We start from the raw sequence: 20,669 nt of genomic DNA, 5'->3' as shown, positions 1-20,669 counted from the left end.
TTGTACCGACGACGGATCGCCTCACAATGACCTGCACTTTCGGCTGAGACAACCCGATCACCCATGTTCATAGTGCGGCGAAAGGAACCTATGACGTGTCAGCGCTGGACAGTTGGCGAAACTGTTGCAAATCCTTGTGAAAATGAGGGCGAACATGCTTGTAGTATTCGACAAGGTTCAGAAATCCTATCCCGGTGGTCGGCCGGTCCTGCGCGACGTGTCATTGTCGCTGGATCGCGGCCAAACGCTAGCCCTGACCGGCGAAAGCGGCAGCGGTAAAAGCACCTTGCTGAACCTTGCTGCTGCATTGGACACTGTGGACAGCGGGGAAATCACACTGGACGGGGTAGCCCTGTCGCAACTGGATGATCCGGGCCGTGCCGCCCTGCGCCGCACGTCCTTGTCGCTGGTGTTTCAGCAATTTAACTTGATCCCATCTTTGACAGCAGGTCAAAACCTGTCGTTTCATGCCCGGTTGGCCGGATGCCACGACCCCGATTGGTGCGCCCATCTGGCCCGGCGGCTGGGCCTTTCCGATCTGCTTGATCGATATCCCGAGAACCTGTCGGGCGGGCAACAACAGCGCGTTGCCATCGGTCGTGCCATGGCCGCACGGCCCAAATTGCTGCTGGCGGATGAACCTACGGGAAACCTGGACGAAACCGCCAGCGCCACCGTTCTTGAACTGATGTTGGCTCTTGTCGCAGATACCGGGGCCGCGCTGCTTTTGGTCACCCATTCGCACGAGATTGCGGCCCGTTTGGATCGGCGTGTGCATCTGTCTGGCGGGCTTATCGCATGACGCTGACCGTCATTCAGGCGCTGGCTTCTCATTGGCGGGCGCACAGTCTGCAACTGGCGACCCTGCTGATCGGCCTGGCCCTTGCAACCGGTCTTTGGTCGGCGGTGCAGGCCATCAATGCCGAGGCCCGCGCCAGTTATGATCGTGCCGCCGATCAACTGGCACTGGGTCGGTTTGACGAAGTGCACAACCCCGCCGATCCAATCCCCCTGTCGCGTTACGTCGAGCTGAGGCGCGCGGGCTGGCAGGTTGCAGCGGTACTGGAAGGCCCATTTCGCGTTCAGGGTCAGACCTTACGGGTCCTTGGCGTTGATATGGTGGCCTATCCCGCCCTGCCCGCTGTCACACAGATGGAACAAAGCGGCACGCCACCCAACCCTGCCGATATGTTGACCGCGCCGGGGCGATTGCTGACGACTCCGGTTTTGGAGCCGCTATTGGCCGGCCAGACCGGTTTGCCTCCGATCCTGATTAGCGACGCCTTGCCGCCAGATCTGGTCCTGACCGACATTGGTGTGGCCGAGACGTTACTGAAGAGGCCCGGAGAGATTTCGCACCTGATCATTTTGCCGGATCAGCCCGGTTCAATTCCACCGCTGTCGACTATTGCCCCCGAACTGGAGCGGATCCCGGCACAGGAACAACTGGATACCGCACAACTGACCGACAGTTTTCACCTGAACCTGTCCGCCTTTGGCCTGCTGTCCTTTGCGGTGGGTCTGTTCATCGTGCACGGAACCGTGGGCCTCGCCTTTGCCCAACGGCGCGGCATGATCCGAACCTTGCGTGCTTTGGGCGTTTCGATGCGGCGGCTGGTTTGGCTGATCATGGCTGAGCTTTCCGTGCTGGCGATTGTTGGCGGAATACTCGGTTTGGTGCTGGGCTTTTTCCTCGCAGGCGCGCTGTTGCCGGATGTGGCTGCAAGTTTGCGCGGACTTTACGGCGCACCGGTCAGTGGCCAGATCTCATTGCAATCACAATGGGTACTGTCCGGGTTGGCGATGGCCTTGGGCGGTACGTTTTTGGCCAGCGGACACGCCTTGTATCGCCTGTCGCGAATGCCGATTCTAAGCGGCGCAGGCTTACAGGCCTGGCGCAGCGCGGCTTCGGGCAGCTGGGTCGTCGCCCTTGCCGGTGTCACCGCTATTGTCGGTGGCATTCTGACCCTGTTGTTGTTCGGAGGGTTGGTGGCCGGTTTCGTCATGGTCGCCGGGATGCTGGTCGGGTCCGCGTTGGTATTGCCCTATGCCTTGTCGCGCGTCCTGATCCTGTTTCAGCGTTCAGCGAAAGGGCCAATAGCCCAATGGGTCTGGTCGGACATGCGCGCCCAACTGCCGGGCCTATCTTTGGCGCTGATGGCCCTGCTTTTGGCGCTTGCCGCGAATATCGGTGTGGGCACGATGGTTTCCAGCTTTCGGCTGACCTTTACCGGCTGGCTGGATCAGCGCCTGACATCCGAGCTCTACGTCACCGCTGCTACCGATCAGCAGGGTCAGGACATCGCAGAATGGCTGAACCCGCAGGTAGATGCCATCCTGCCGATCCGAAGTGTTGAACTGGCGCATTCGTCGGGGCCCTTGTTTCTCTATGGCATCATCGACGATCAGACCTATCGAGAGAAATGGCCACTGATCAGTACTTCGGAACGTGTTTGGGACAGGATCCATGACGGAACCGCCGTGCTGATCAACGAACAACTTGCCCGCCGGGAAAACCTTTGGCCCGGAGATACTCTGGCCATCACACCAGCCGACACGATGACCATCGCAGGTGTCTATTCGGACTATGGCAACCCAACCGGTCAGGCCATCGTTTCCATGGCCCAACTGGATCAGATCGCCCCCGGCGCTGAGGCGCGCCGGTTTGGCATTCGTGTCGTGCCTGATCGGGCCACGGATCTGGCCCAAGCGTTACGCAGCCAATTCGACCTGCCCCGCAGAGCAGTTGTCCAGCAAGCCGCAATGAAGGCGCAATCCATGCAGGTGTTCGAAAAGACATTCGTTGTGACCTCGGCCTTGAACATCCTGACGCTGGGGGTTGCAGGGTTCGCCATTCTGACCAGCCTGCTGACGTTGTGGACGCAGCGCCTGCCCCAGATTGCGCCCATTTGGGCCCTTGGGTTGACGCGGGCGGAACTGGCCCGGCTTGAGCTTTTGCGCAGCGTCTTGCTGGCCGCTTTGACGGCTCTGCTGGCGCTGCCACTGGGGTTGGCCTTGGCCTGGGCATTGCTGACCGTCATCAACGTCGAGGCGTTTGGCTGGAGGTTGCCGATGTACCTGTTCCCTGTCGACTGGGTCTATCTGTTGGGTCTGACCCTGCTTGCGGCAGCCGTTGCCGCGGCCCTGCCCGCCGCCCGATTGTTGCGCTTGCCGCCTGCGGATCTACTGAAGGTGTTTGCCAATGAACGTTAGGATCTGGCTGATCGTCTTGCTGCTGACCGTGCCGGGCATTGCCCGCGCGCAGGGATACGCAGGCCTGGGCGGTTCGGCTGAAGGGTTCACTGTGCCCCAGCCGGGGTATGCGTTTCAATTCCCGCGGGATCACGGCCCCCACCCGGACTACCGGATCGAGTGGTGGTATCTGACGGCAAATCTCAAAGGTGAAGACGGACGCGATTATGGTATCCAGTGGACGCTGTTTCGGTCGGCACTGAAACCGCATGAGGTCGAGGGGTGGCAAAGTCCGCAGATATGGATGGGCCATGCTGCGGTGACCACGCCCGACAAACACTATTTCGCGGAGCGTCTGTCGCGCGGCGGCATCGGTCAGGCGGGGGTTACGGCAGCGCCATTCGAGGCGTGGATCGACGAATGGCACATGCGCGGGTCAGACCCAAACGTGGTCAGCCTTTCTGCGAACGGTGCGGATTTCGGCTATGACCTAAAACTCGAAGCCAACGGGCCGTTCGTTTTTCACGGCCTGAATGGGCTTTCGGTGAAATCCGGCGACGGGCAAGCCAGCTATTACTATTCCCAGCCGTTTTACGAAGTCGAAGGCGTCTTGCGCCTGCCAGATGGCGACGTCCCGGTCACCGGACAAGGGTGGCTGGACCGCGAATGGTCATCACAACCTTTGGCCGCAGATCAAAGCGGCTGGGACTGGTTTTCACTCAGCTTTGACGATGGCGACAAGATGATGGCTTTTCGATTACGCGGCGACCGAGGAGATTTTACCGCGGCTACGTGGATCACCGCCAATGGTACGACGACCGCGATCCCCGATGGTTCGGTCGCGTTCGAGCCGCTGACAACCGCGCCCGTTGCTGGCCGCGACGTACCTGTCCGATGGCGCGTCACATTGCCTGACCGGGATCTGGACGTCGAGGTATCAGCGCTGACACCCGACGCGTGGATGGCCACCCGGTTTGAATACTGGGAGGGTCCCGTCCAGATCAGCGGCAGCCATTCCGGACGGGGATATCTTGAGATGACAGGGTACTGATCCGCCCAGTTTTCTTAGCGCACCACGTAGACAGAGACGTCTGAATGCCGCACGACCCGTGCAGCATTCGGGCCCAGCAGATAGTCTTTCAAGTCTGGTTTGTGCGCGCCAATCACGATCAGATCGCTACCAGCACTGTCCGCAGTTTTCAGGATTTCCTGATAGGCAGTACCCGTCGCGACCACATGGCGGATCTTTTCATTCCGATCCGCCCCCAGTGTAGACACACACATCTCGGCCAGTTTGGTATGCGCCTCTTCCAGCGCCTTGTCGTGAAAATCACTTTCGAAAAAGCCAGACACCCAGCTTTCTCCGAAATCCGGCAGAACGGTTACCACATCCAGTTGCGCACCTTCCTGATCGGCCAGCTTCGCAGCTTTCTTTAGGACATGCGTATCAAGATCGCCGTTGCTGATATCGACGGCGCAGAGAACAGCGTTTGTCATGCGGTCACCTCTTGTCTGGCGGCACGGCCGCGCTGAAGGAAAGCGATCAGGCCCAGCAATAGCATTGCCGGAATGTAGATCAGCTGTTTCGGTGGCTGGCTGGCTGGCAAGCTGACCGAGGTCAGGCGCACCGCCTCATCCCCGTAGTAGTCGAAAATATCCAAGTCATCCGCAACAGGTGTCCCGAACAGCGGCTCTTCCAATTTGACCAGTCCGTCTTCTTCAAGCAGCAGCAGACCCATCGCGTCTACGCGCGCTTGGCCTCCCTCTTCGCTGCCAACGGGAACAACAACCGTCGTGTCCGTCATCTCAAGCGTGTCAAAGTCTGGCCCGCTGATGACCATGCGCACTTCGGTCCCCGGAGGTGTTTCGCCGATGGTTTCCACGAATGCCGCCGGCTCGACCGAAGTAAACGGCGGCGCGATGCGGTTCATGAAGAAGTCGGGCCTGAACAGCGCGAACGCCACCAGGATCAGCGCGATGCTTTCATAGATGCGGCTGCGGGTCAGGAAGTAACCCATTGTGCCGGCTGTGAAGACGAGAATGGCGATTGTCGCAAATATCGCCACCGTTATCCCCTCGACCCACGTCACATCGATCAATAGCAGGTCGGTGTTGAAGATGAACACGAACGGCAAGGCCACGGTGCGCAGGCTGTAAAAGAACGCGATGAACCCTGTCTTGATTGCGTCACCACCGGATACTGCGGCGGCCGCAAAGCTTGCCAATCCCACCGGCGGGGTCACGTCTGCCATGATCCCAAAGTAAAAGACGAACAGGTGCACCGCGATCAAGGGAACGATAAGTCCGCTTTGCGCACCCAGCTCAACAACCACACCCGCCATCAGCGAGCTGACCACAATATAGTTTGCGGTGGTCGGCAGGCCCATGCCCAGGATCAGGCTCAGCAGGCCGACCATAATCAACATCAGGATCAAGTTGCCGCCTGACAAGAACTCAACCAGGTCGGCCATCACTTGTCCGACACCCGTCAGGGTCACAGTGCCCACGATGACGCCGGCTGTTGCCGTGGCCAGCGCGATACCAATCATGTTCCGCGCGCCGTCAATCATGCCCTGCCAAAGGTCAGCGGCGCCATCAATGAACGTGTTGTAGACGTTGCTTTGCCCGCGGAATATCGCCTTGAGCGGCTTCTGCGTCAGCAGGATCACAAACAGCAGCGTCGTGGCCCAGAAGGCGGACAGACCCGGTGACTTCTGCTCGATCATCAGGAAGTAAACCAGCACGATGATCGGCAATAGGTAATGTAGTCCGGCCTTGTAGATATCAGCTATGACCGGCAAGGTCACTTCTTTTGCGTTTGGATCATCCGGTTCAAGATCCGGCACCTGAGCGGCCAGATACAGCAGTGCCACATAGATGGCACAGACAATCAAGCTGAGGACCAGCCCAGCCGAAGACGGCACCCAGCTTGTGACTGCTTCGACCGGGAATTGAGACCCATAGCACAGCCCGGCAAAGACCAGGAAGAAGGACAACATACCTACAACTGTGCGCGCCAGCTTTACGTCGCGGTCGCCCAGCGTGGGCATGTTCCGCTTCACGGCCTCAAGGTGAACGATGTAGACCAGCGCGATGTATGAAATCGCGGCAGGCAGGAAGGCGTGGGTGATCACCTCGACATAAGAAATGCCGACATATTCCACCATCAAGAAGGCCGCGGCCCCCATCACGGGCGGCATGATCTGTCCGTTCACGGATGAGGCAACCTCGACCGATCCAGCTTGTTCGCTGCTAAAGCCCACGCGCTTCATCAGCGGGATGGTGAATGTACCGGTGGTCACAACGTTGGCGATGGACGAACCCGAGATCAGGCCGGTCGCGGCCGAACCGACAACAGCTGCTTTGGCCGGACCACCACGCAGGTGGCCAAGGGCGCCGAATGCCATCTTGATAAAGTAGTTCCCTGCCCCAGCCTTATCCAGCAAGGCCCCAAACAGCACGAACAGGAAGACGAATTTGGTGGAGACACCTAAGGCAATACCGAACACGCCCTCAGAGGTGATCCACATGTGGCTCATCGCCTTTTTCAGGCTTGCGCCTTTCCAGCGGATAACTTCGGGCACCCAGTCGGATGAACCGAAGAAGACATAAACCAGAAAAATCGTCGCAATGATCGCCATCGCGGGGCCAAGCGCGCGACGCGCGGCCTCGAACAACAACAGCAGACCAACAAGGGCGACCCATTTGTCGGTGTCATCCGCAAGACCGCCTGCATCGACGATCTTGTTGTAAAAGAAATAGCCATACAGCGCGACAAACGCGCCCAGCAGCCCCATGATCCAATCCTGAACCGGGATATAGTTGCGCGGGCTTGATTTCAGCGCCGGATAGGCTGCAAAGGCCAGAAACAACGCAAAGGCCAGGTGAAACTGCCGCGCGTTGTTCACAACGCTGCCGGGCAGCACATAGTTCGCAAGTGGCGAGGCCAGGACGACCTGAAAGATCGACCAGATCGCGGCCACAACGGCCAGGAATATCCCGACATTACCGACCGGATTACGTCCACCCGCATCGGATGAGGCCACAAGATCCTGTAGCTCTTCTTCGGATAGCGGACGATTGGATTGTGTGTCGGAACTCATGAAATGTCTCCCCGTCGCGGCCATTTTTGGCCTTCTGAACCACCCGATTTGTTCGGGTTTTGGTTGCAGGGCGCCCGTTGGGCACCCTGCTTTAGGTCTGGCTTACTGAACCCAGCCTTTTTCTTTGTAGTATTTCTCGGCACCCGGATGCAGCGGAGCCGAAAGGCCATCTGCAATCATCTCTTCGGGCTTGAGGTTGGCAAATGCAGGGTGCAGCTTTTTGAAGTCGTCGAAGTTCTCGAAGACCGAGCTGACAACCGCATAAACCGCGTCATCCGACACGTCTGCCGAGGTCACGAACGTCGCGCCCACACCAAAGGTCGAGGTGTCGCCATCCGAACCACGGTACATGCCACCAGGGATTGTCGCAGTACGGTAGAACGAGTTGTCGTCTACCAGCTTGCTGACGGCGTCGCCGCTGACGTTCACCAGAACCGAGTCACAGGCTGTGGTGGCTTCCTGGATCGAACCCGACGGGTGACCAACGGTGTAAACCATCGCGTCGATCTGGTTGTCACACAGAGCCGCCGACTGTTCAGCCGCTTTCAGCTCGGTCGCAAGTTCGAAATCGTCGGTGGTCCAACCCATTTCGCCCAGCAGGACTTCCATCGTGCCACGCTGACCGGAACCGGGGTTGCCGATGTTGACGCGCTTGCCCTTCAGGTCTTCGAAGTTGGTGATGCCGGAATCGGCACGTGCGACAACGGTGAACGGTTCGGGGTGTACCGAGAAGACGGCGCGCAGGTTTTCGAAGGGGCCAGCCTCTTCGAATTTCGAGCTGCCGTTATAGGCGTGGTACTGCCAGTCGGACTGGGCAACACCAAACTCCAGTTCACCTTCGCGAATGGTGTTGATGTTGTAGACCGAACCACCGGTCGACTCGACCGAGCAACGCACGCCGTGCTCTTTGCGGCCTTTGTTCACCAGACGGCAGATCGCGCCACCAGTCGGATAGTACACGCCGGTCACACCGCCGGTACCAATGGTGATAAACTCTTCTGCATAAGCGGCCGGAGCCATAAGAGCTGCGGTAACGACCGCGCCCAGGCTAAGCTTGCTGCTATTTTTCATTTTTGAGAACTCCCAACTCTTATTGTGGATGAGAGACAGTTCAGCGGCCCCCATCCAGGGACCTTGCCGGTACGGCAAGCGAACCCGTCTTGCAACGGGTCAAGCATCTGAAATTTAAAAGTCTCCCAACGCCTTTGACGTTTCATTCAGACACTCCGCTTGTCAACCCCTGCGCGGGGTATGAAGGCCCCGATCCGCAGATGTGAGGAGATTTCCGAAAGTTTCCCCCTCTAACGGGGCGGTTTCGCACAGATCGGCATCACTGGGCCGGATCATGAGAAACTGCGCCAGCTAAATATCCAAAAACACTTTGAAAGTTTGGATTCCGCAACCTAGGCTTGGCCAAACGACCCGATGTTTCATGAATTTACGCGGAAGGGTTCTGGACAGTGGACGGCAAATCACCCAGTCCGATGCTTGTGATCGCCCTAGCCCTTAGTGCGGCCATCGCAACCTGGGGCATTGCTGACCCGCAAGGCCTGGGTCGCATTGCTGCATCGGCGGTTGAGACGCAATTCAACAGCCGCGGCTGGTTCATCATGCTTGAGGTCAGCGGGCTTTTGTTTGTGGTCCTCTTTCTGGCCCTGTCACGATTTGGAGATATCCGCCTTGGCCCTGACACAGCCGAACCAGAGTTTTCAACGACCGCATGGATCGCGATGTTATTCGCCGCAGGAATGGGTGTCGGTCTACTGTTCTATGGCGCAGCCGAGCCGCTGACCCACTACGAAGTGCTGCGTCAATATAATAGCGACGCGGAAGCGGCCAGTTATGCGATGTTCGTGACCTACTTGAACTGGGGGTTCCACGCCTGGGCGATTTACGGAATCGTCGGATTGGTTATCGCCTATTTTGCCTATCGCCGAAATCGCACTTTGTTACTGAGTGCCCCAGTCACCGACGCACTTGGTGAAGCAGGATGGACAAAGGCGCTGGGGTGGATTTTCGATCTACTCTCGATCGTCGCAATTGCCGTCGGTTTGGCGGGCTCAATGGCAATGGGGGTGTTTCAGATCCAGACCGGACTGGCAGGCCTGTTGGGTTTAGAAACCCCAGGCGTGCTGACGCTGCCTGTTTTTGCCGCGCTTTGTATTGCATTCATCATACCTTTGCGTCGCGATCTGGGCGACGGAATGGCCCTTCTATCCAACGCGGCAATGCTGATCGCCGTCGGGATGATGGTCTATCTTCTGGTGCTGGGCCCAACCTCTTATCTGATGGACGGCATCGTTTCCGGATTCGGACGCTATCTGTTCGGTGTCCTGCCAGCAGGATTCTCGACCGCTGAGTTCTTCGACGACCTGTTGGTCGACTGGTTCCACGGCTGGACGCTGAACTATATGATCTGGTGGCTGGCTTGGTCACCCTTCGTGGGCATTTTCATCGCCCGGATTTCCCGCGGACGCACGATCCGAGAGTTTCTGATCGGAGTCGTCGTCACCCCTACACTGTTCTCTATCCTGTGGTTCGGCGTTTTTGGCGGCTTGGGTTTTTTCGATGCTTTGCGTCAGGACGGAGCCTTATCAGCCGTCAACGCAGAGAACCTCGACGCAACAACATTTGCGTTGCTTGAGCGCTTCCCGCTGGACGGTATCACACGAATGGCAACAATCCTGGCCGCATTCCTGTTCGTGGTCACCAGCGTCGTCAGCGCCGGGTTCACCCTTGCGATGATAGGGACCGGAGGCGACGACAACCCCTCTCCCCGAATTCGTACAATCTGGGGCATTATCCTAGGCGCGTTAGGGATGGCGATGATTCTGGTGGGCGATATCTCTCTGGTAAGGTCCATAATAGCGCTGTCAGCCATCGCCTTCGTGTTTATCGTGCCAATTCTTGTTGTCTGTCTGTTCAAACGTCTGGCGCAGGAGGACCGATCATGAGTGGCCAACTGATCGACACCGCACTGAACCTAAGCGTTTTCGCCTATATCGGGTTTCTGGCGTGGCTGATCCTGCGACGCAGTAAGTGAGCACAGGAACTGGGAATGGATTCGCCCTGAACATCCCAAGTCTGTTTGCTTTTTCCTGAGTTTGCCGGAAAACTTGACCGAATAAACTGCGCGCGCAATCCGGAACTTTGATTGTCGCCAAGCTTTCCAACGACCGTCAAAACCCCGAGATTATTGCTACCCGACCAAAAGTGGCAAAATGAGCACTTGAAACGCCAAAAAAGAAAAAACAGAGAGCAGGTTCCCCTTACCCTCTGTTTTTACCTTGGTACCCAAGGCCGGACTCGAACCGGCACGGTATCACTACCGGGGGATTTTGAATCCCCTGCGTCTACCATTCCGCCACTTGGGCCACGAACACTGGATTAGCCTTCATATTCGGGAAGGTCCAGAGGCAAAAAACAACCGATATTCAGTTTGTTTTCTCCGGGCACGGTTGACGGCCCATCAGGCGCATGGTTTGGCTGACGCAACAAAGGAACGGGATTTTAACATCTGATGTTGCGATCGCTTTATGACTGGACCATTCGTCTGGCCGAACACCCGCACGCGCTTTGGGCTCTGGCCATTGTGGCATTTGTCGAAAGCTCGTTCTTTCCGATTCCCCCGGACGTTCTGATGATTCCCATGATTCTTGCGCGCCCGTCGCGTGCATGGTTGATTGCAACGGTCGCTCTGGTGGCGTCGGTGCTGGGAGGCATGCTGGGATATGCGATCGGCGCGTTCTTCTATGAAAGCATCGGCCAACCCATCCTCGAATCCATGGGTAAGGCGCATGCCATGGAAGAGTTCAACACCAAGTTCAACGATTTCGGATTCTGGGCCGTGCTGGGCGCAGGGATTACCCCATTCCCGTATAAGGTAATCACCATCATGTCCGGTTGGACGGGCATGCCGCTGGGCACATTCATCGCCACGTCGATTTTGGCCCGCGCGCTCAGGTTCTTTATTGTTGCCGGACTGCTTTGGGGCTTTGGTGAACCCATTCGCAACTTCATCGAAAAGCGTCTGGGGCTTATGTTCACTCTGTTTGTCATCCTGCTGTTCGGTGGGTTCTTAGCGGTGAAGTTCCTATGACACACAAAAAACTGTTGATCCTGATAGCGGCCGGCGGTTCCGCTGCACTCTTGCTGGGCGCGTGGGCGTTTCAGCACGTGGGCGACATGGCCCCGTGTAAAATGTGCATCTGGCAACGCTATCCCCACGGCGCGGCCGTTCTGATTGGCGTGTTGGCCTTTGCCTTTCCGGGCATTCGCCCCCTGCCCCTTTTGGGCGCAGTTGCTGCGATGGTAACTGCCGGGATTGGCATATACCACGCAGGCGTCGAGCAGAAATGGTGGGAAGGTCCAACCAGTTGCACGTCGGGCGATATTGGCGGTTTGTCGGCTGAGGAGCTGATGGATCAAATCATGTCCGCGCCACTTGTGCGCTGTGATGATATCCCATGGGAAATGTTCGGCCTGTCGATGGCAGGGTGGAACGCCCTGCTCTCAGCTGGGCTGGTTCTGATCTGGCTGGCCGCCTTCCGGGCGAAGTAAGGGTTACATCTCGTCCAGTTCGGCGTCCCAATAAAGAAAGTCGATCCAACTGTCATGCAGGTGGTTTGGTGGGAACTTCCGTCCGATATTCCGCAACGCCTCAGCATCGGGCTGGCGTGGCGGCTTGCGCAGCGACATGCCCGCCTGCCGCAGCGACTTCGACCCCTTCCTCAGGTTACAGGGACTGCACGCCGCCACAACGTTCTGCCAACTAGTCACACCCCCGGCAGCCCGCGGTACAACGTGGTCAAAGGTCAGGTTGTCCCGGCTTCCACAATACTGGCAGCGGAACTCGTCCCTTAAAAATAAATTAAAGCGCGTGAAGGCCACGCGCTTTCTGGGTTTTACATAGTCTTTCAGGACAACGACCGACGGTATTCGGATCTCGGTACTTGGGCTTCGGACGACCTCGTCGTATTCGGCCACAATGTCCACCCTGTCCAGCCAGGCCGCCTTGATCGCTTCTTGCCAGGGCCACAGGGATAAGGGGTAATAGGACAAGGGGCGATAATCGGCGTTCAAAACCAATGCCGGATGGTGCTTTAGAGCACCCGGTTCCCTGACAAATTCGGTCCTGAATTCTCCGTCCATATCGGAATCGCTCCTCGCTCTGCTCTGCCCGTTATTGACACCAGAGCGGGGAACACCCGCCCCGGCCTTAACTTAACTATATATCGTGTTAAAACTCTGACAAGCCCTGAGTTTCCACAACATCTCGGGTATTGGGTATGCCTGTTCCGTAACAGAGGCGTGACAGTTATCCACAGGTTGCATTCGCTGTGCCCGGCGGGCTATGGCGAGATCATGAGCTGGTTCATACGATTCAACAAACCCTTCGATGTTTTGCCGCAGTTTACCGACCGTGCAAACGCCGACTCGCCGCGCAGCACTTTGTCGGATTTCATCGACCTGCCCGGTGTGTATCCGGCTGGGCGGCTGGATCGCGACAGCGAGGGCCTGATGCTGCTGACTGACAACGGCCGGCTGCAGGCGCAAATATCGGACCCCAAGCACAAGATGCCCAAGACCTATTGGGTTCAGATCGAAGGTCTGCCCGATGCTACTGCCCTGAAAGCGCTGCGCGACGGGGTCGATCTGAAGGATGGAAAAACGCGCCCGGCCAAAGCCCGGTTGATGGATGAGCCGGAAGACCTGTGGCCACGAAACCCACCTATCCGCGTACGCCAAACAGTACCGGACAGCTGGATTGAGCTGACCTTGCGCGAAGGCCGCAACCGGCAGGTTCGACGCATGACGGCAGCGGTCGGTCATCCCACCCTGCGCCTGATCCGCGCCCGGATCGGGGACTGGACGCTAGAGGGGTTAGAGCCCGGCCAATGGGACAGCCTGACAGCCCCTGCATTGGATTCCGCGCCGCAACGAAAACGGGACCGCCGACCGCGCAGGTGACAAAAACGTCCTTTTGTAATAGACTTAAGGCATGAAAGTCACCCGAAGCACACCATCCCCAGAGGGTATCCTTGAGGCCGCGCTTTACGTCGGCGACCTAGATGCAGCCGAACGATTCTATCGTGAAATACTGGCGCTAGAGTGTATTCAACGCGTCGCGAACCGGCATGCATTTTTCCGTGTCGGCGGATCGGTGTTGTTGCTGTTCAACGCTGATGAGACGGCAAAACCGCCGGAAAATCCGAACCTGCCCGTCCCGCCGCATGGCGCACGCGGTCCCGGCCACGTCTGCATGACTTTATCGCGGACAGAGATAGACGAAATGCGCAAGCATCTGCTGGAGTGGAACATCCCCATAGACGCCGAGTTCGATTGGCCAAGCGGGGCACGATCGCTGTATATTCGGGATCCCGCCGGAAATTCGGTGGAATTCGCTGAAGGTCACCTGTGGAACTGATCACTTAGCGCAGCGGTTGCTTTTCTCCCCCGACAATCCTGTAGATGTCGCTCGAAACAACGCCCACTTCGCCCAGAACAGCTTGAAACTCGGCCATATGCGGGGCAGCGAAATGCGCCTCGAGCGCGGCCTGATCCTGCCATTCTTCATACACGCGGAACTTGTTGGATTGCCCGAGTATTTGGCTGAATTCATAGATCAGGCAGCCGGACTCTTTTACGGTCTCGGCGACCATTTTCTGTGCGGCCTCAATAGCTTTGTCGACACTATTTAGCGACACTTCAACCGTTCCGGTGACAATCAGCATGTCGTTTCTTTCTTCAATTCAAACCGTTTCGAAATCCTGTCGACTGGCGTTCCGTCTTGCAGAGAAACAGCATATGTGACCGAGTAGTCGCGGAAACCCATCTTGTCGTAATAGCTAAGCCCCTGCCGGTTGTCGGCCCGGATCGTCGCGTTGAGCGCGCTGAACCCAAGGGCCGCGGCATAGGTCGCGGTTTCAGAGAACAACGCCCGCCCTGCCCCTTTCAACACCGGCTCTCGCCGGGTGAAAGTCGCGATATCCGCGCAATCTTCCGGCAGGTTCCCATTCGTGCCAAGCCATTGAAACCCGGCCACCTCACCCTGTTCATCAAGGGCAACGTGGCAACAGATTTTGTCTGCGCCATTCAGGTAGACTTGGTCAAACAGCGCCTCAGAAAACGGTGTTTCAAACGCGGTCGTCCCGCCGATAGCAATGATTTCGTTGAGAATCCGACAGGCAACTGCCACATCCTCAGGCATCATGGGACGGACCGCAATCATCGCTACAGGCTCAGCTTGTCGCGCATAAAGGCCAGCGCGACGCTAAGACCGTCCGGGGCAATCCCGTGGCCGGTGCCTTTCATGACATGCGCATAAACTTCTTTGAAATCCGCCGCTTGCAGCGCTTCGGCGGCTTCAGGCAGAGATTGCGGGGGAACCACGTCGTCGGCATCACCATGCACCAAAAGGATGGGCATCCGGCTGACGGTTTCGTCGGGCAGCAGATCCGGTTCCAACAACCGGCCAGAGAACGCAACAATCCCGGCCACCGGGTCTTCGCGGCGCGGAGCGACGTACAGGCTCATCATCGTACCTTGCGAGAACCCAAACAGAACCACCTGCTCTGGCAGCACATCCTCATCCACCATAAGCGCATCGAGGAAGGCGTTGAAATCGTCGGTGGCCATTTCCATGCCACGGCGTGCTTCTTCTTCGGACGATCCGTCAATCCACGGGATCGGAAACCACTGAAATCCGTTGGGCATTCCGGGGATCTGTTCCGGCGCATCGGGTGACACGAACAACGTGTCGGGCAGATGTTCCCCCAGCGGATCGGCCAACCCCAGCAAATCGGCCCCGTTGGCGCCATAGCCGTGCACGAACACCACGACCGAGCGTGTATCGCCCGAAACCGGCTCTTTTCGGAGCGCATTCAAAACCCGTGTCATCTGATCCCTTCTCGTTCTTTTGCCACCCGGTAATAGGCCCACAAAACCCGCGCCGCAACCGACCGCCAGGGCGACCAGGCCTCGGCCATCTGGCGCAGCTGTTTGTCGGTCGGCCGATCGGGCAAATCATAGAGGATGCGCGCAGCTTCTTGCAGCGCCAGATCGCCCGGCGCGATCACGTCAGCGCGGCCAAGCGAAAACATGGCGTAGATCTCGGCGGTCCAGACGCCAATACCCGACACCTCGGTCAGGATCGCCACCACGTCATCGTTTGAAACGTCCCGCAAGGCTTTGTAGTCAATGCGCGCCTCAGCCAAAGCGCGGGCGTAGCGAATTTTTTGCCGGCTCAACCCAACAGCACGCAGATCATCGTCGGTGGCCCACATGATTTTGCGCGGGCCGGTCAGTTTCGCATCCTTCAACCGGTTCCAGATCGCATTGGCCGAGGCCACACTCACCTGCTGGCTGACTATGGCGCTAAGCAGTTGCGCAAACCCGTCCGGGCGACGGCGCAAGGGCAACGGACCGGTCTGTTCCATCGCATAGGCCATGCGCGGGCAGCTTTCGGCCAGCCATGTCGCGCCTTCTTCCACGCAATCGGGTGTTTCTATGATCCGTCCAACGGACATGTGCTCTCCGGCCTCGATGATCGACTGCACGTTAGGCCGCTTTGCCGCAGATGCAACCCGCTTGTGCACAATCGTTTTCGCCATTACGCATGTGCTCATGACCATGACCGCCACAACCCCGGACAACAACAGTCAGGCCAAACGCAATGTCGCCGTTCTGGTGGCTGCGCAGGCCCTGCTGGGCGCGCAGATGCCGATGATCTTTATCGTCGGTGGGCTGGCCGGACAGTCATTGGCAACCAATCCCTGCCTGGCGACTCTGCCCATATCATTGATCGTCCTTGGCTCAATGCTGGCGGCGACGCCGATCTCGGCCATTATGCAACGCTGGGGTCGCCGTGCTGGATTTCTGGTGGGGGCAACGGCAGGGGCTTGCGGCGGGCTAGTCGGCGCATATGGCTTGTTTCTGGGGTCATTCCCAGTGTTTCTTGCTGGCAGCCTGCTGACCGGCATCTACATGAGCGCGCACGGTTTCTACCGCTTTGCCGCCGCTGACACCGCATCGGACGATTTCCGTCCCAAAGCGATTTCCTACGTCATGGCGGGTGGTCTGGCAGCGGCAATCATCGGGCCTCAGATCGTCAAACTGACCTCGACCGCGTATGTCATTCCATTCCTCGGCACGTATATCGCTGTCATCGCGGTGAACGTCATTGGCTCGGCCCTGTTCTTTTTCCTCGACATCCCGACCCCGCCCAAACCTGCCGCTGATGCCCCCAAAGGTCGGTCCCGGATCGAGCTTCTGAAGACGCCGCGCATCGCGGTTGCGATCATCTGCGCCATGGTGTCCTACGCGCTGATGAACCTTGTGATGACGTCGACACCGCTGGCCGTCGTGGGCTGCGGGTTCAGCGCCAATGACGCGGCGGATGTCGTCACCAGCCACGTGTTGGCGATGTATATTCCCAGCTTTTTCACCGGACAGTTGATCGCACGTTTTGGGGTCGAACGGATCGTGGCACTGGGCCTACTCATTCTTGCCGCGGCCGGAGTGGTCGCTTTACAGGGCGTTGAGCTGGGTAATTTCTTTGTCGCGCTGATCCTGCTGGGCATCGGCTGGAACTTTGGTTTTATCGGCGCAACCACCATGTTGGCTGAATCGCACGACGTCAGCGAGCGCGGACGCATGCAGGGGTTGAACGACCTGCTAGTGTTTGGTGGCGTCACGTTTGCCTCGCTTGCTTCAGGCGGGCTAATGAACTGTTCTGGCGGCTCTCCGATCGAAGGTTGGACCGCGGTGAACGTCGCGATGATCCCCCTTCTGACTTTGGCGGGCGGCGCGCTTTTGTGGCTGACGATGCGGCCCCGAACGGCCTAATCGTTAAGGTTCAGTATCGGTGCAAAGGTACCTAATTTCTGTGCCTCGGCGATCCCCTCATCAATGTGCTTGCGGTAGATATCCCACATCAGCCGCCTCAGGGTGCGGCCTTCGTCTGTAATGCGAAGAACCTTCCCCCGCCCATCCCCAGCTGCAGCATGGCGTGTCAGCAACCCGTCTTCCGCCATCCGTGCGACCTGACGAGAAAAGCTGGACTGATCAAACAGAAGTTGCTGCTCTAGTTGCTTGGGGCGCAGACCGTCCGGCGATCTCTCTAACTCCCAAAGAACATCATACCAGTGCAGTCGTGGATATCCGGCTGCCACCAGCGCGCGCTCAGCCCGGGAAAAGATCCGGGTGCGTGTCTGGTTCAGTGCGATCCAAGCCGCCTCTCGTTCTTCAAATCCGCTCATCACGCCTCCGCGAGGATTGTGGTTTTCCTTTGCTCATCATTTTAGATGCATTTACATGTTAATTATCAACCCTGCAAATCAGAGAAATGTCATGAAGCTGTTTACCGCATCTGCCCTCGTCTTGGCACTGGCCACACCAGTCCTTGCCGAAACTTATCACTTTGATCAAAGTCACACCGAAATCCGTTTCTACTACAACCACGCGGGACTGACCGAACAATCCGGCGAATGGACCGCCGTATCCGGCACCGTCGAGTTTGACCCCGAAAATGTCACCGCAACCAGCGCGGATATCACAATCGACGCCTCAAGTGTTGAAACCGGTTGGGGGCCGCTCAACGATCACCTCAAAAGCGGTGATTTCTTCGACGTCGAGGCGTACCCAAGTATCAAATTCGTCTCGACCTCGGCAGTGCAAACCGGCGCAAGCACCCTGCAAATGATCGGAGATTTGACAATCAAGGATCAGACCAAGCCCGCAACGCTTGAGATCGACCTAACCTTCATGGGCGAACATCCCCTGGCCGGATTTTTCGATTATTACAAAGGTGACTGGGTTGGCGTCGAAGCCGCTAGCCAGCTTTTGCGCAGCGAGTATGGCGTCGGGATGTTTGCCCCGGGAACGTCAGACTTGGTGCAGCTGAAAATCTCGGCCGAAATGCGCGCCGGCGGCTGGGAGTAACTACCAGCGCCCCGTTGCCGCCTGCACCATCAATGACAGGCGGCGGCGGATTTCACCCGGCCCAAGGGTTCCAGAGGCGACCCTGTCCGGGCGCGCAATGACCTGCTTTAGAACCAATTCAGTTTGCCAACCGGCATGCAACGCGGCAGCAGCTTTTGCCGAAACCGAGTGTCGCTGAGTACGTGCCCGTTTCAACCGCCTGTACGCTTTTTCGGCCAGACGCTGAACACCCGCAGGCGTGCCATCCAGCAGCGGAATTCGCCCACGCGCTTCCAGATCCGGAATGGCGCGCAACCAATTGGCGACCCCAACGGCATAACCAAAGTCCCGCACGACATCCTCATCCGCCGACCCCAGCGCTTGTGCCGCTACCACCGTGAGCGTGCCCGCGCTGTGGTTTATGTACGCGTCGAAATGATCTTCGTCCTCGAACGGGTCGCGATAGATATCCCAACGCCTTACGGCCACATATTCATCCATCATCGACGCAAGATGAGGGGACAAGACACGCGACAGCGGTGTGACGACCTCATGCCGGCGAACAGTCGGACCTTCGGCAATCTCCTGCAACGCATCACGCCACCATTGCAGGCGCATCTCGGCAATCATCGGTTCTTGCGTCACCCAGGGTGCCCGGGCAACTTCGATGTTCAGCGCATAGATCGGAAACAACACCGCCCGTGCGGAAACCGGGGCCGCCATGGCCGCCATGAACCGGTCGGGATCGGCCTTGTGTAACAGCGCGGCACAGGCCTTGACGTCATCGTCAAATGGAGCACTCACTCGGCGACTGCCGACTGTGGGCCGCAATCGCGCACGAGTTTCCATTGGATCGCATCCAGCAACGCCTCGAACGAGGCGTCGACTATGTTCGCGCTGACGCCGACGGTGGACCACCGGCGCCCCTGCCCGTCTTCACTATCGATGATGACGCGGGTCACGGCCTCGGTGCCGCCCTGCGTGATACGCACCTTGAAGTCGACCAGGTGCATATCGTCCAATATCCGCGAATACTGCCCCAGATCCTTGGCCAGCGCCTTGGCCAGCGCGTTCACCGGACCACGGTCGCCGCCGGACCCATCCAGAGACTCGCTGACCGACAGCTTCTTTTCACCATCGACCTTCACCACAACAACGGCCTCGGACAAGCTGACCATCTTGTTGTACTTGTTCTTGCGCCGTTCAACGGTGACTTTATAACGCTTGACCTCGAAGAACTCGGGCAGTTGACCCAGTTCGTCCCGCGCCAGCAACTCAAAGCTGGCCTGCGCGGTGTCGTAGGAGTAACCTTCCGCCTCGCGCAGCTTGATCCGCTCGAGGATACGGCCCAAGGCCGGGTCACCGGGTTCGACCGACAAACCGGCCTCGATCAAGCGCTGGCGCAGGTTCGATTGCCCCGCCTGGTTCGACATCGGAATGATCCGTGTGTTCCCAACCGACGCCGGATCCACATGTTCATAGGTCGTCGGGTCCTTGAGGATCGCGCTGGCATGCAGCCCTGCCTTGTGCGCAAAAGCCGACGCCCCGACATAGGCCGATTGCTTGCTGGGCACCCTGTTCAGGATCTCGTCCAGCATGCGGCTGACGCGGGTCAGACCCGCCAGCGCCTCGACACTGACGCCAATGTCAAAGCTCGATGCATAAGGTTCTTTCAGCAGCAGCGTCGGGATCAATGAAGTCAGGTTCGCATTTCCGCAACGCTCTCCCAATCCGTTCAAGGTTCCCTGAACCTGCCGCGCGCCCGCATCGACAGCCGCCAAAGAACAGGCCACCGCGTTTTCCGTATCGTTATGCGTATGGATACCCAGCCGGTCCCCTGGCAGGCCCGCCGCGACCATCTCGGACACAATCCGAGACACTTCCGCAGGCAAAGCGCCGCCATTGGTGTCACACAAAACAACCCAGCGCGCACCGGCATCCATCGCGGCCCGACAAACCTCAAGCGCATAGGTTGGATTGTCCTTGTAGCCATCAAAGAAATGCTCGGCATCAAACAGCGCCTCGCGCCCCTGCGCTACGATATGTGCAACAGAGGCACGGACGTTCTCGACATTCTCATCCAATGAGATGCCAAGGGCATGGGTCACGTGGTAATCGTGCGACTTACCCACCAGACAGACCGCCCGCGTACCCGCGTTCATCACCGCCGCCAGAACATCGTCATTCTCGGCCGACCGGCCCGATCGCTTGGTCATCCCAAAGGCCGTCAGGCAAGCTGACGTCTTGGGAGCCGCATCAAAAAACGCACTGTCCGTCGGGTTCGCCCCCGGCCAGCCGCCCTCGATATAGTCCACGCCCAACTCGTCCAAAGCCTGCGCGATCTGCACCTTCTCAGCGGTCGAGAACTGCACCCCCTGCGTCTGCTGCCCATCGCGCAGAGTAGTGTCGTAGAGGTAGAGGCGTGTTTTGGTCATCATTTTGGCTCTTTGGCTT

At 58.3% G+C, this 20,669-nt stretch carries 21 protein-coding genes and 1 tRNA gene; 10 read left to right on the top strand and 12 right to left on the bottom strand.

From position 1 onward, the window contains the following. The first annotated feature begins 154 nt into the window (after window positions 1-154). From AC2FJC_RS04250 to AC2FJC_RS04240, 3 genes are read left to right on the top strand one after another with little or no spacing between them, the layout of a single operon-like run. On the top strand, window positions 155-802 hold the full coding sequence (locus AC2FJC_RS04250; protein ID WP_496738533.1) for an ABC transporter ATP-binding protein: 648 nt from the start codon (window positions 155-157) through the stop codon (window positions 800-802). Continuing rightward, window positions 799-3,213, top strand: coding sequence for an ABC transporter permease (locus AC2FJC_RS04245; protein ID WP_496738532.1), 2,415 nt, complete (start codon window positions 799-801; stop codon window positions 3,211-3,213). The genes AC2FJC_RS04250 and AC2FJC_RS04245 overlap by 4 nt, the downstream gene beginning before the upstream one ends. After that, on the top strand, window positions 3,203-4,243 hold the full coding sequence (locus AC2FJC_RS04240) for a lipocalin-like domain-containing protein (protein ID WP_496738531.1): 1,041 nt from the start codon (window positions 3,203-3,205) through the stop codon (window positions 4,241-4,243). The genes AC2FJC_RS04245 and AC2FJC_RS04240 overlap by 11 nt, the downstream gene beginning before the upstream one ends. Before the next feature lie 14 nt (window positions 4,244-4,257). On the opposite strand, the gene AC2FJC_RS04235 is transcribed toward AC2FJC_RS04240, so the two are convergent. From AC2FJC_RS04235 to AC2FJC_RS04225, 3 genes are all read right to left on the bottom strand, one after another. Continuing rightward, window positions 4,258-4,689, bottom strand: coding sequence for a universal stress protein (locus AC2FJC_RS04235; protein ID WP_058271716.1), 432 nt, complete (start codon window positions 4,687-4,689; stop codon window positions 4,258-4,260). Next, window positions 4,686-7,295 carry a TRAP transporter permease gene (locus tag AC2FJC_RS04230; protein ID WP_496738530.1) on the bottom strand — a complete coding sequence of 870 codons (2,610 nt, stop codon included), beginning with the start codon at window positions 7,293-7,295 and terminating at the stop codon, window positions 4,686-4,688. Before AC2FJC_RS04230 ends, AC2FJC_RS04235 begins: the two co-directional genes overlap by 4 nt. Before the next feature lie 102 nt (window positions 7,296-7,397). Continuing rightward, window positions 7,398-8,366, bottom strand: coding sequence for a TAXI family TRAP transporter solute-binding subunit (locus tag AC2FJC_RS04225; protein WP_058271718.1), 969 nt, complete (start codon window positions 8,364-8,366; stop codon window positions 7,398-7,400). 389 nt (window positions 8,367-8,755) lie between these two features. Between AC2FJC_RS04225 and AC2FJC_RS04220 the strand changes: the two genes are divergently transcribed. Further along, window positions 8,756-10,249: a BCCT family transporter gene (locus tag AC2FJC_RS04220; RefSeq protein WP_496738529.1), complete on the top strand. Its 1,494-nt coding sequence runs from the start codon at window positions 8,756-8,758 to the stop codon at window positions 10,247-10,249. A gap of 334 nt (window positions 10,250-10,583) precedes the next feature. On the opposite strand, the gene AC2FJC_RS04215 is transcribed toward AC2FJC_RS04220, so the two are convergent. Next, window positions 10,584-10,669: transfer RNA gene (locus tag AC2FJC_RS04215), tRNA-Leu, on the bottom strand. Between the two features lie 146 nt (window positions 10,670-10,815). Here AC2FJC_RS04215 and AC2FJC_RS04210 point away from each other — a divergent pair. Beyond that, window positions 10,816-11,394, top strand: a complete 579-nt coding sequence (locus AC2FJC_RS04210) for a YqaA family protein (protein WP_058271720.1) — start codon at window positions 10,816-10,818, stop codon at window positions 11,392-11,394. Continuing rightward, window positions 11,391-11,855: a disulfide bond formation protein B gene (locus AC2FJC_RS04205; protein WP_496738528.1), complete on the top strand. Its 465-nt coding sequence runs from the start codon at window positions 11,391-11,393 to the stop codon at window positions 11,853-11,855. Before AC2FJC_RS04210 ends, AC2FJC_RS04205 begins: the two co-directional genes overlap by 4 nt. Before the next feature lie 3 nt (window positions 11,856-11,858). Here AC2FJC_RS04205 and AC2FJC_RS04200 read toward each other — a convergent pair whose 3' ends face one another. Then, window positions 11,859-12,446: an HNH endonuclease gene (locus tag AC2FJC_RS04200; RefSeq protein ID WP_496738527.1), complete on the bottom strand. Its 588-nt coding sequence runs from the start codon at window positions 12,444-12,446 to the stop codon at window positions 11,859-11,861. Between the two features lie 213 nt (window positions 12,447-12,659). On the opposite strand from AC2FJC_RS04200, the gene AC2FJC_RS04195 reads away from it, so the two are divergent. Together AC2FJC_RS04195 and AC2FJC_RS04190 are read left to right on the top strand one after the other, a co-directional pair. Then, window positions 12,660-13,265: a pseudouridine synthase gene (locus AC2FJC_RS04195; protein ID WP_496738526.1), complete on the top strand. Its 606-nt coding sequence runs from the start codon at window positions 12,660-12,662 to the stop codon at window positions 13,263-13,265. 31 nt (window positions 13,266-13,296) lie between these two features. After that, window positions 13,297-13,722 carry a VOC family protein gene (locus AC2FJC_RS04190; protein WP_496738525.1) on the top strand — a complete coding sequence of 142 codons (426 nt, stop codon included), beginning with the start codon at window positions 13,297-13,299 and terminating at the stop codon, window positions 13,720-13,722. Window positions 13,723-13,726: 4 nt separating this feature from the next. Here the strand turns inward: AC2FJC_RS04190 and AC2FJC_RS04185 are convergent, their stop codons facing one another. From AC2FJC_RS04185 to AC2FJC_RS04170, 4 genes are read right to left on the bottom strand one after another with little or no spacing between them, the layout of a single operon-like run. Beyond that, a complete protein-coding gene (locus AC2FJC_RS04185; protein ID WP_496738524.1) occupies window positions 13,727-14,029 on the bottom strand; it encodes a putative quinol monooxygenase in 303 nt (100 codons plus the stop codon). After that, window positions 14,023-14,526 carry a GNAT family N-acetyltransferase gene (locus AC2FJC_RS04180; RefSeq protein WP_496738523.1) on the bottom strand — a complete coding sequence of 168 codons (504 nt, stop codon included), beginning with the start codon at window positions 14,524-14,526 and terminating at the stop codon, window positions 14,023-14,025. Before AC2FJC_RS04180 ends, AC2FJC_RS04185 begins: the two co-directional genes overlap by 7 nt. Window positions 14,527-14,528: 2 nt before the next feature. Then, the gene (locus tag AC2FJC_RS04175) at window positions 14,529-15,194 is read right to left on the bottom strand and encodes an alpha/beta hydrolase (protein WP_496738522.1); all 666 of its coding nucleotides are present in this window, start codon (window positions 15,192-15,194) and stop codon (window positions 14,529-14,531) included. Further along, on the bottom strand, window positions 15,191-15,823 hold the full coding sequence (locus tag AC2FJC_RS04170; protein ID WP_282151577.1) for a DNA-3-methyladenine glycosylase family protein: 633 nt from the start codon (window positions 15,821-15,823) through the stop codon (window positions 15,191-15,193). Before AC2FJC_RS04170 ends, AC2FJC_RS04175 begins: the two co-directional genes overlap by 4 nt. A gap of 97 nt (window positions 15,824-15,920) precedes the next feature. Between AC2FJC_RS04170 and AC2FJC_RS04165 the strand changes: the two genes are divergently transcribed. Next, window positions 15,921-17,141 (top strand): MFS transporter, encoded by a 1,221-nt coding sequence (locus AC2FJC_RS04165; protein ID WP_496738598.1) that lies wholly within the window; start codon window positions 15,921-15,923, stop codon window positions 17,139-17,141. Here AC2FJC_RS04165 and AC2FJC_RS04160 read toward each other — a convergent pair. Continuing rightward, window positions 17,138-17,554 carry a MarR family winged helix-turn-helix transcriptional regulator gene (locus AC2FJC_RS04160; protein ID WP_496738521.1) on the bottom strand — a complete coding sequence of 139 codons (417 nt, stop codon included), beginning with the start codon at window positions 17,552-17,554 and terminating at the stop codon, window positions 17,138-17,140. The two genes, AC2FJC_RS04165 and AC2FJC_RS04160, sit on opposite strands and share 4 nt — an antisense overlap. Window positions 17,555-17,645: 91 nt before the next feature. On the opposite strand from AC2FJC_RS04160, the gene AC2FJC_RS04155 reads away from it, so the two are divergent. Further along, on the top strand, window positions 17,646-18,236 hold the full coding sequence (locus tag AC2FJC_RS04155) for a YceI family protein (protein WP_496738520.1): 591 nt from the start codon (window positions 17,646-17,648) through the stop codon (window positions 18,234-18,236). Here AC2FJC_RS04155 and AC2FJC_RS04150 read toward each other — a convergent pair whose 3' ends face one another. Next, window positions 18,237-19,019, bottom strand: coding sequence for a squalene/phytoene synthase family protein (locus AC2FJC_RS04150; RefSeq protein WP_496738519.1), 783 nt, complete (start codon window positions 19,017-19,019; stop codon window positions 18,237-18,239). Continuing rightward, a complete protein-coding gene (cimA, locus tag AC2FJC_RS04145) occupies window positions 19,016-20,650 on the bottom strand; it encodes a citramalate synthase (RefSeq protein ID WP_496738518.1) in 1,635 nt (544 codons plus the stop codon). Before cimA ends, AC2FJC_RS04150 begins: the two co-directional genes overlap by 4 nt. Window positions 20,651-20,669 lie beyond the last annotated feature (19 nt).

It is taken from the genome of Ruegeria sp. CDSB117 (assembly GCF_059611005.1).
The sequence above is the reverse complement of the archived record's forward strand: the minus strand, read 5'-3'. Positions and strand labels throughout refer to the sequence as shown.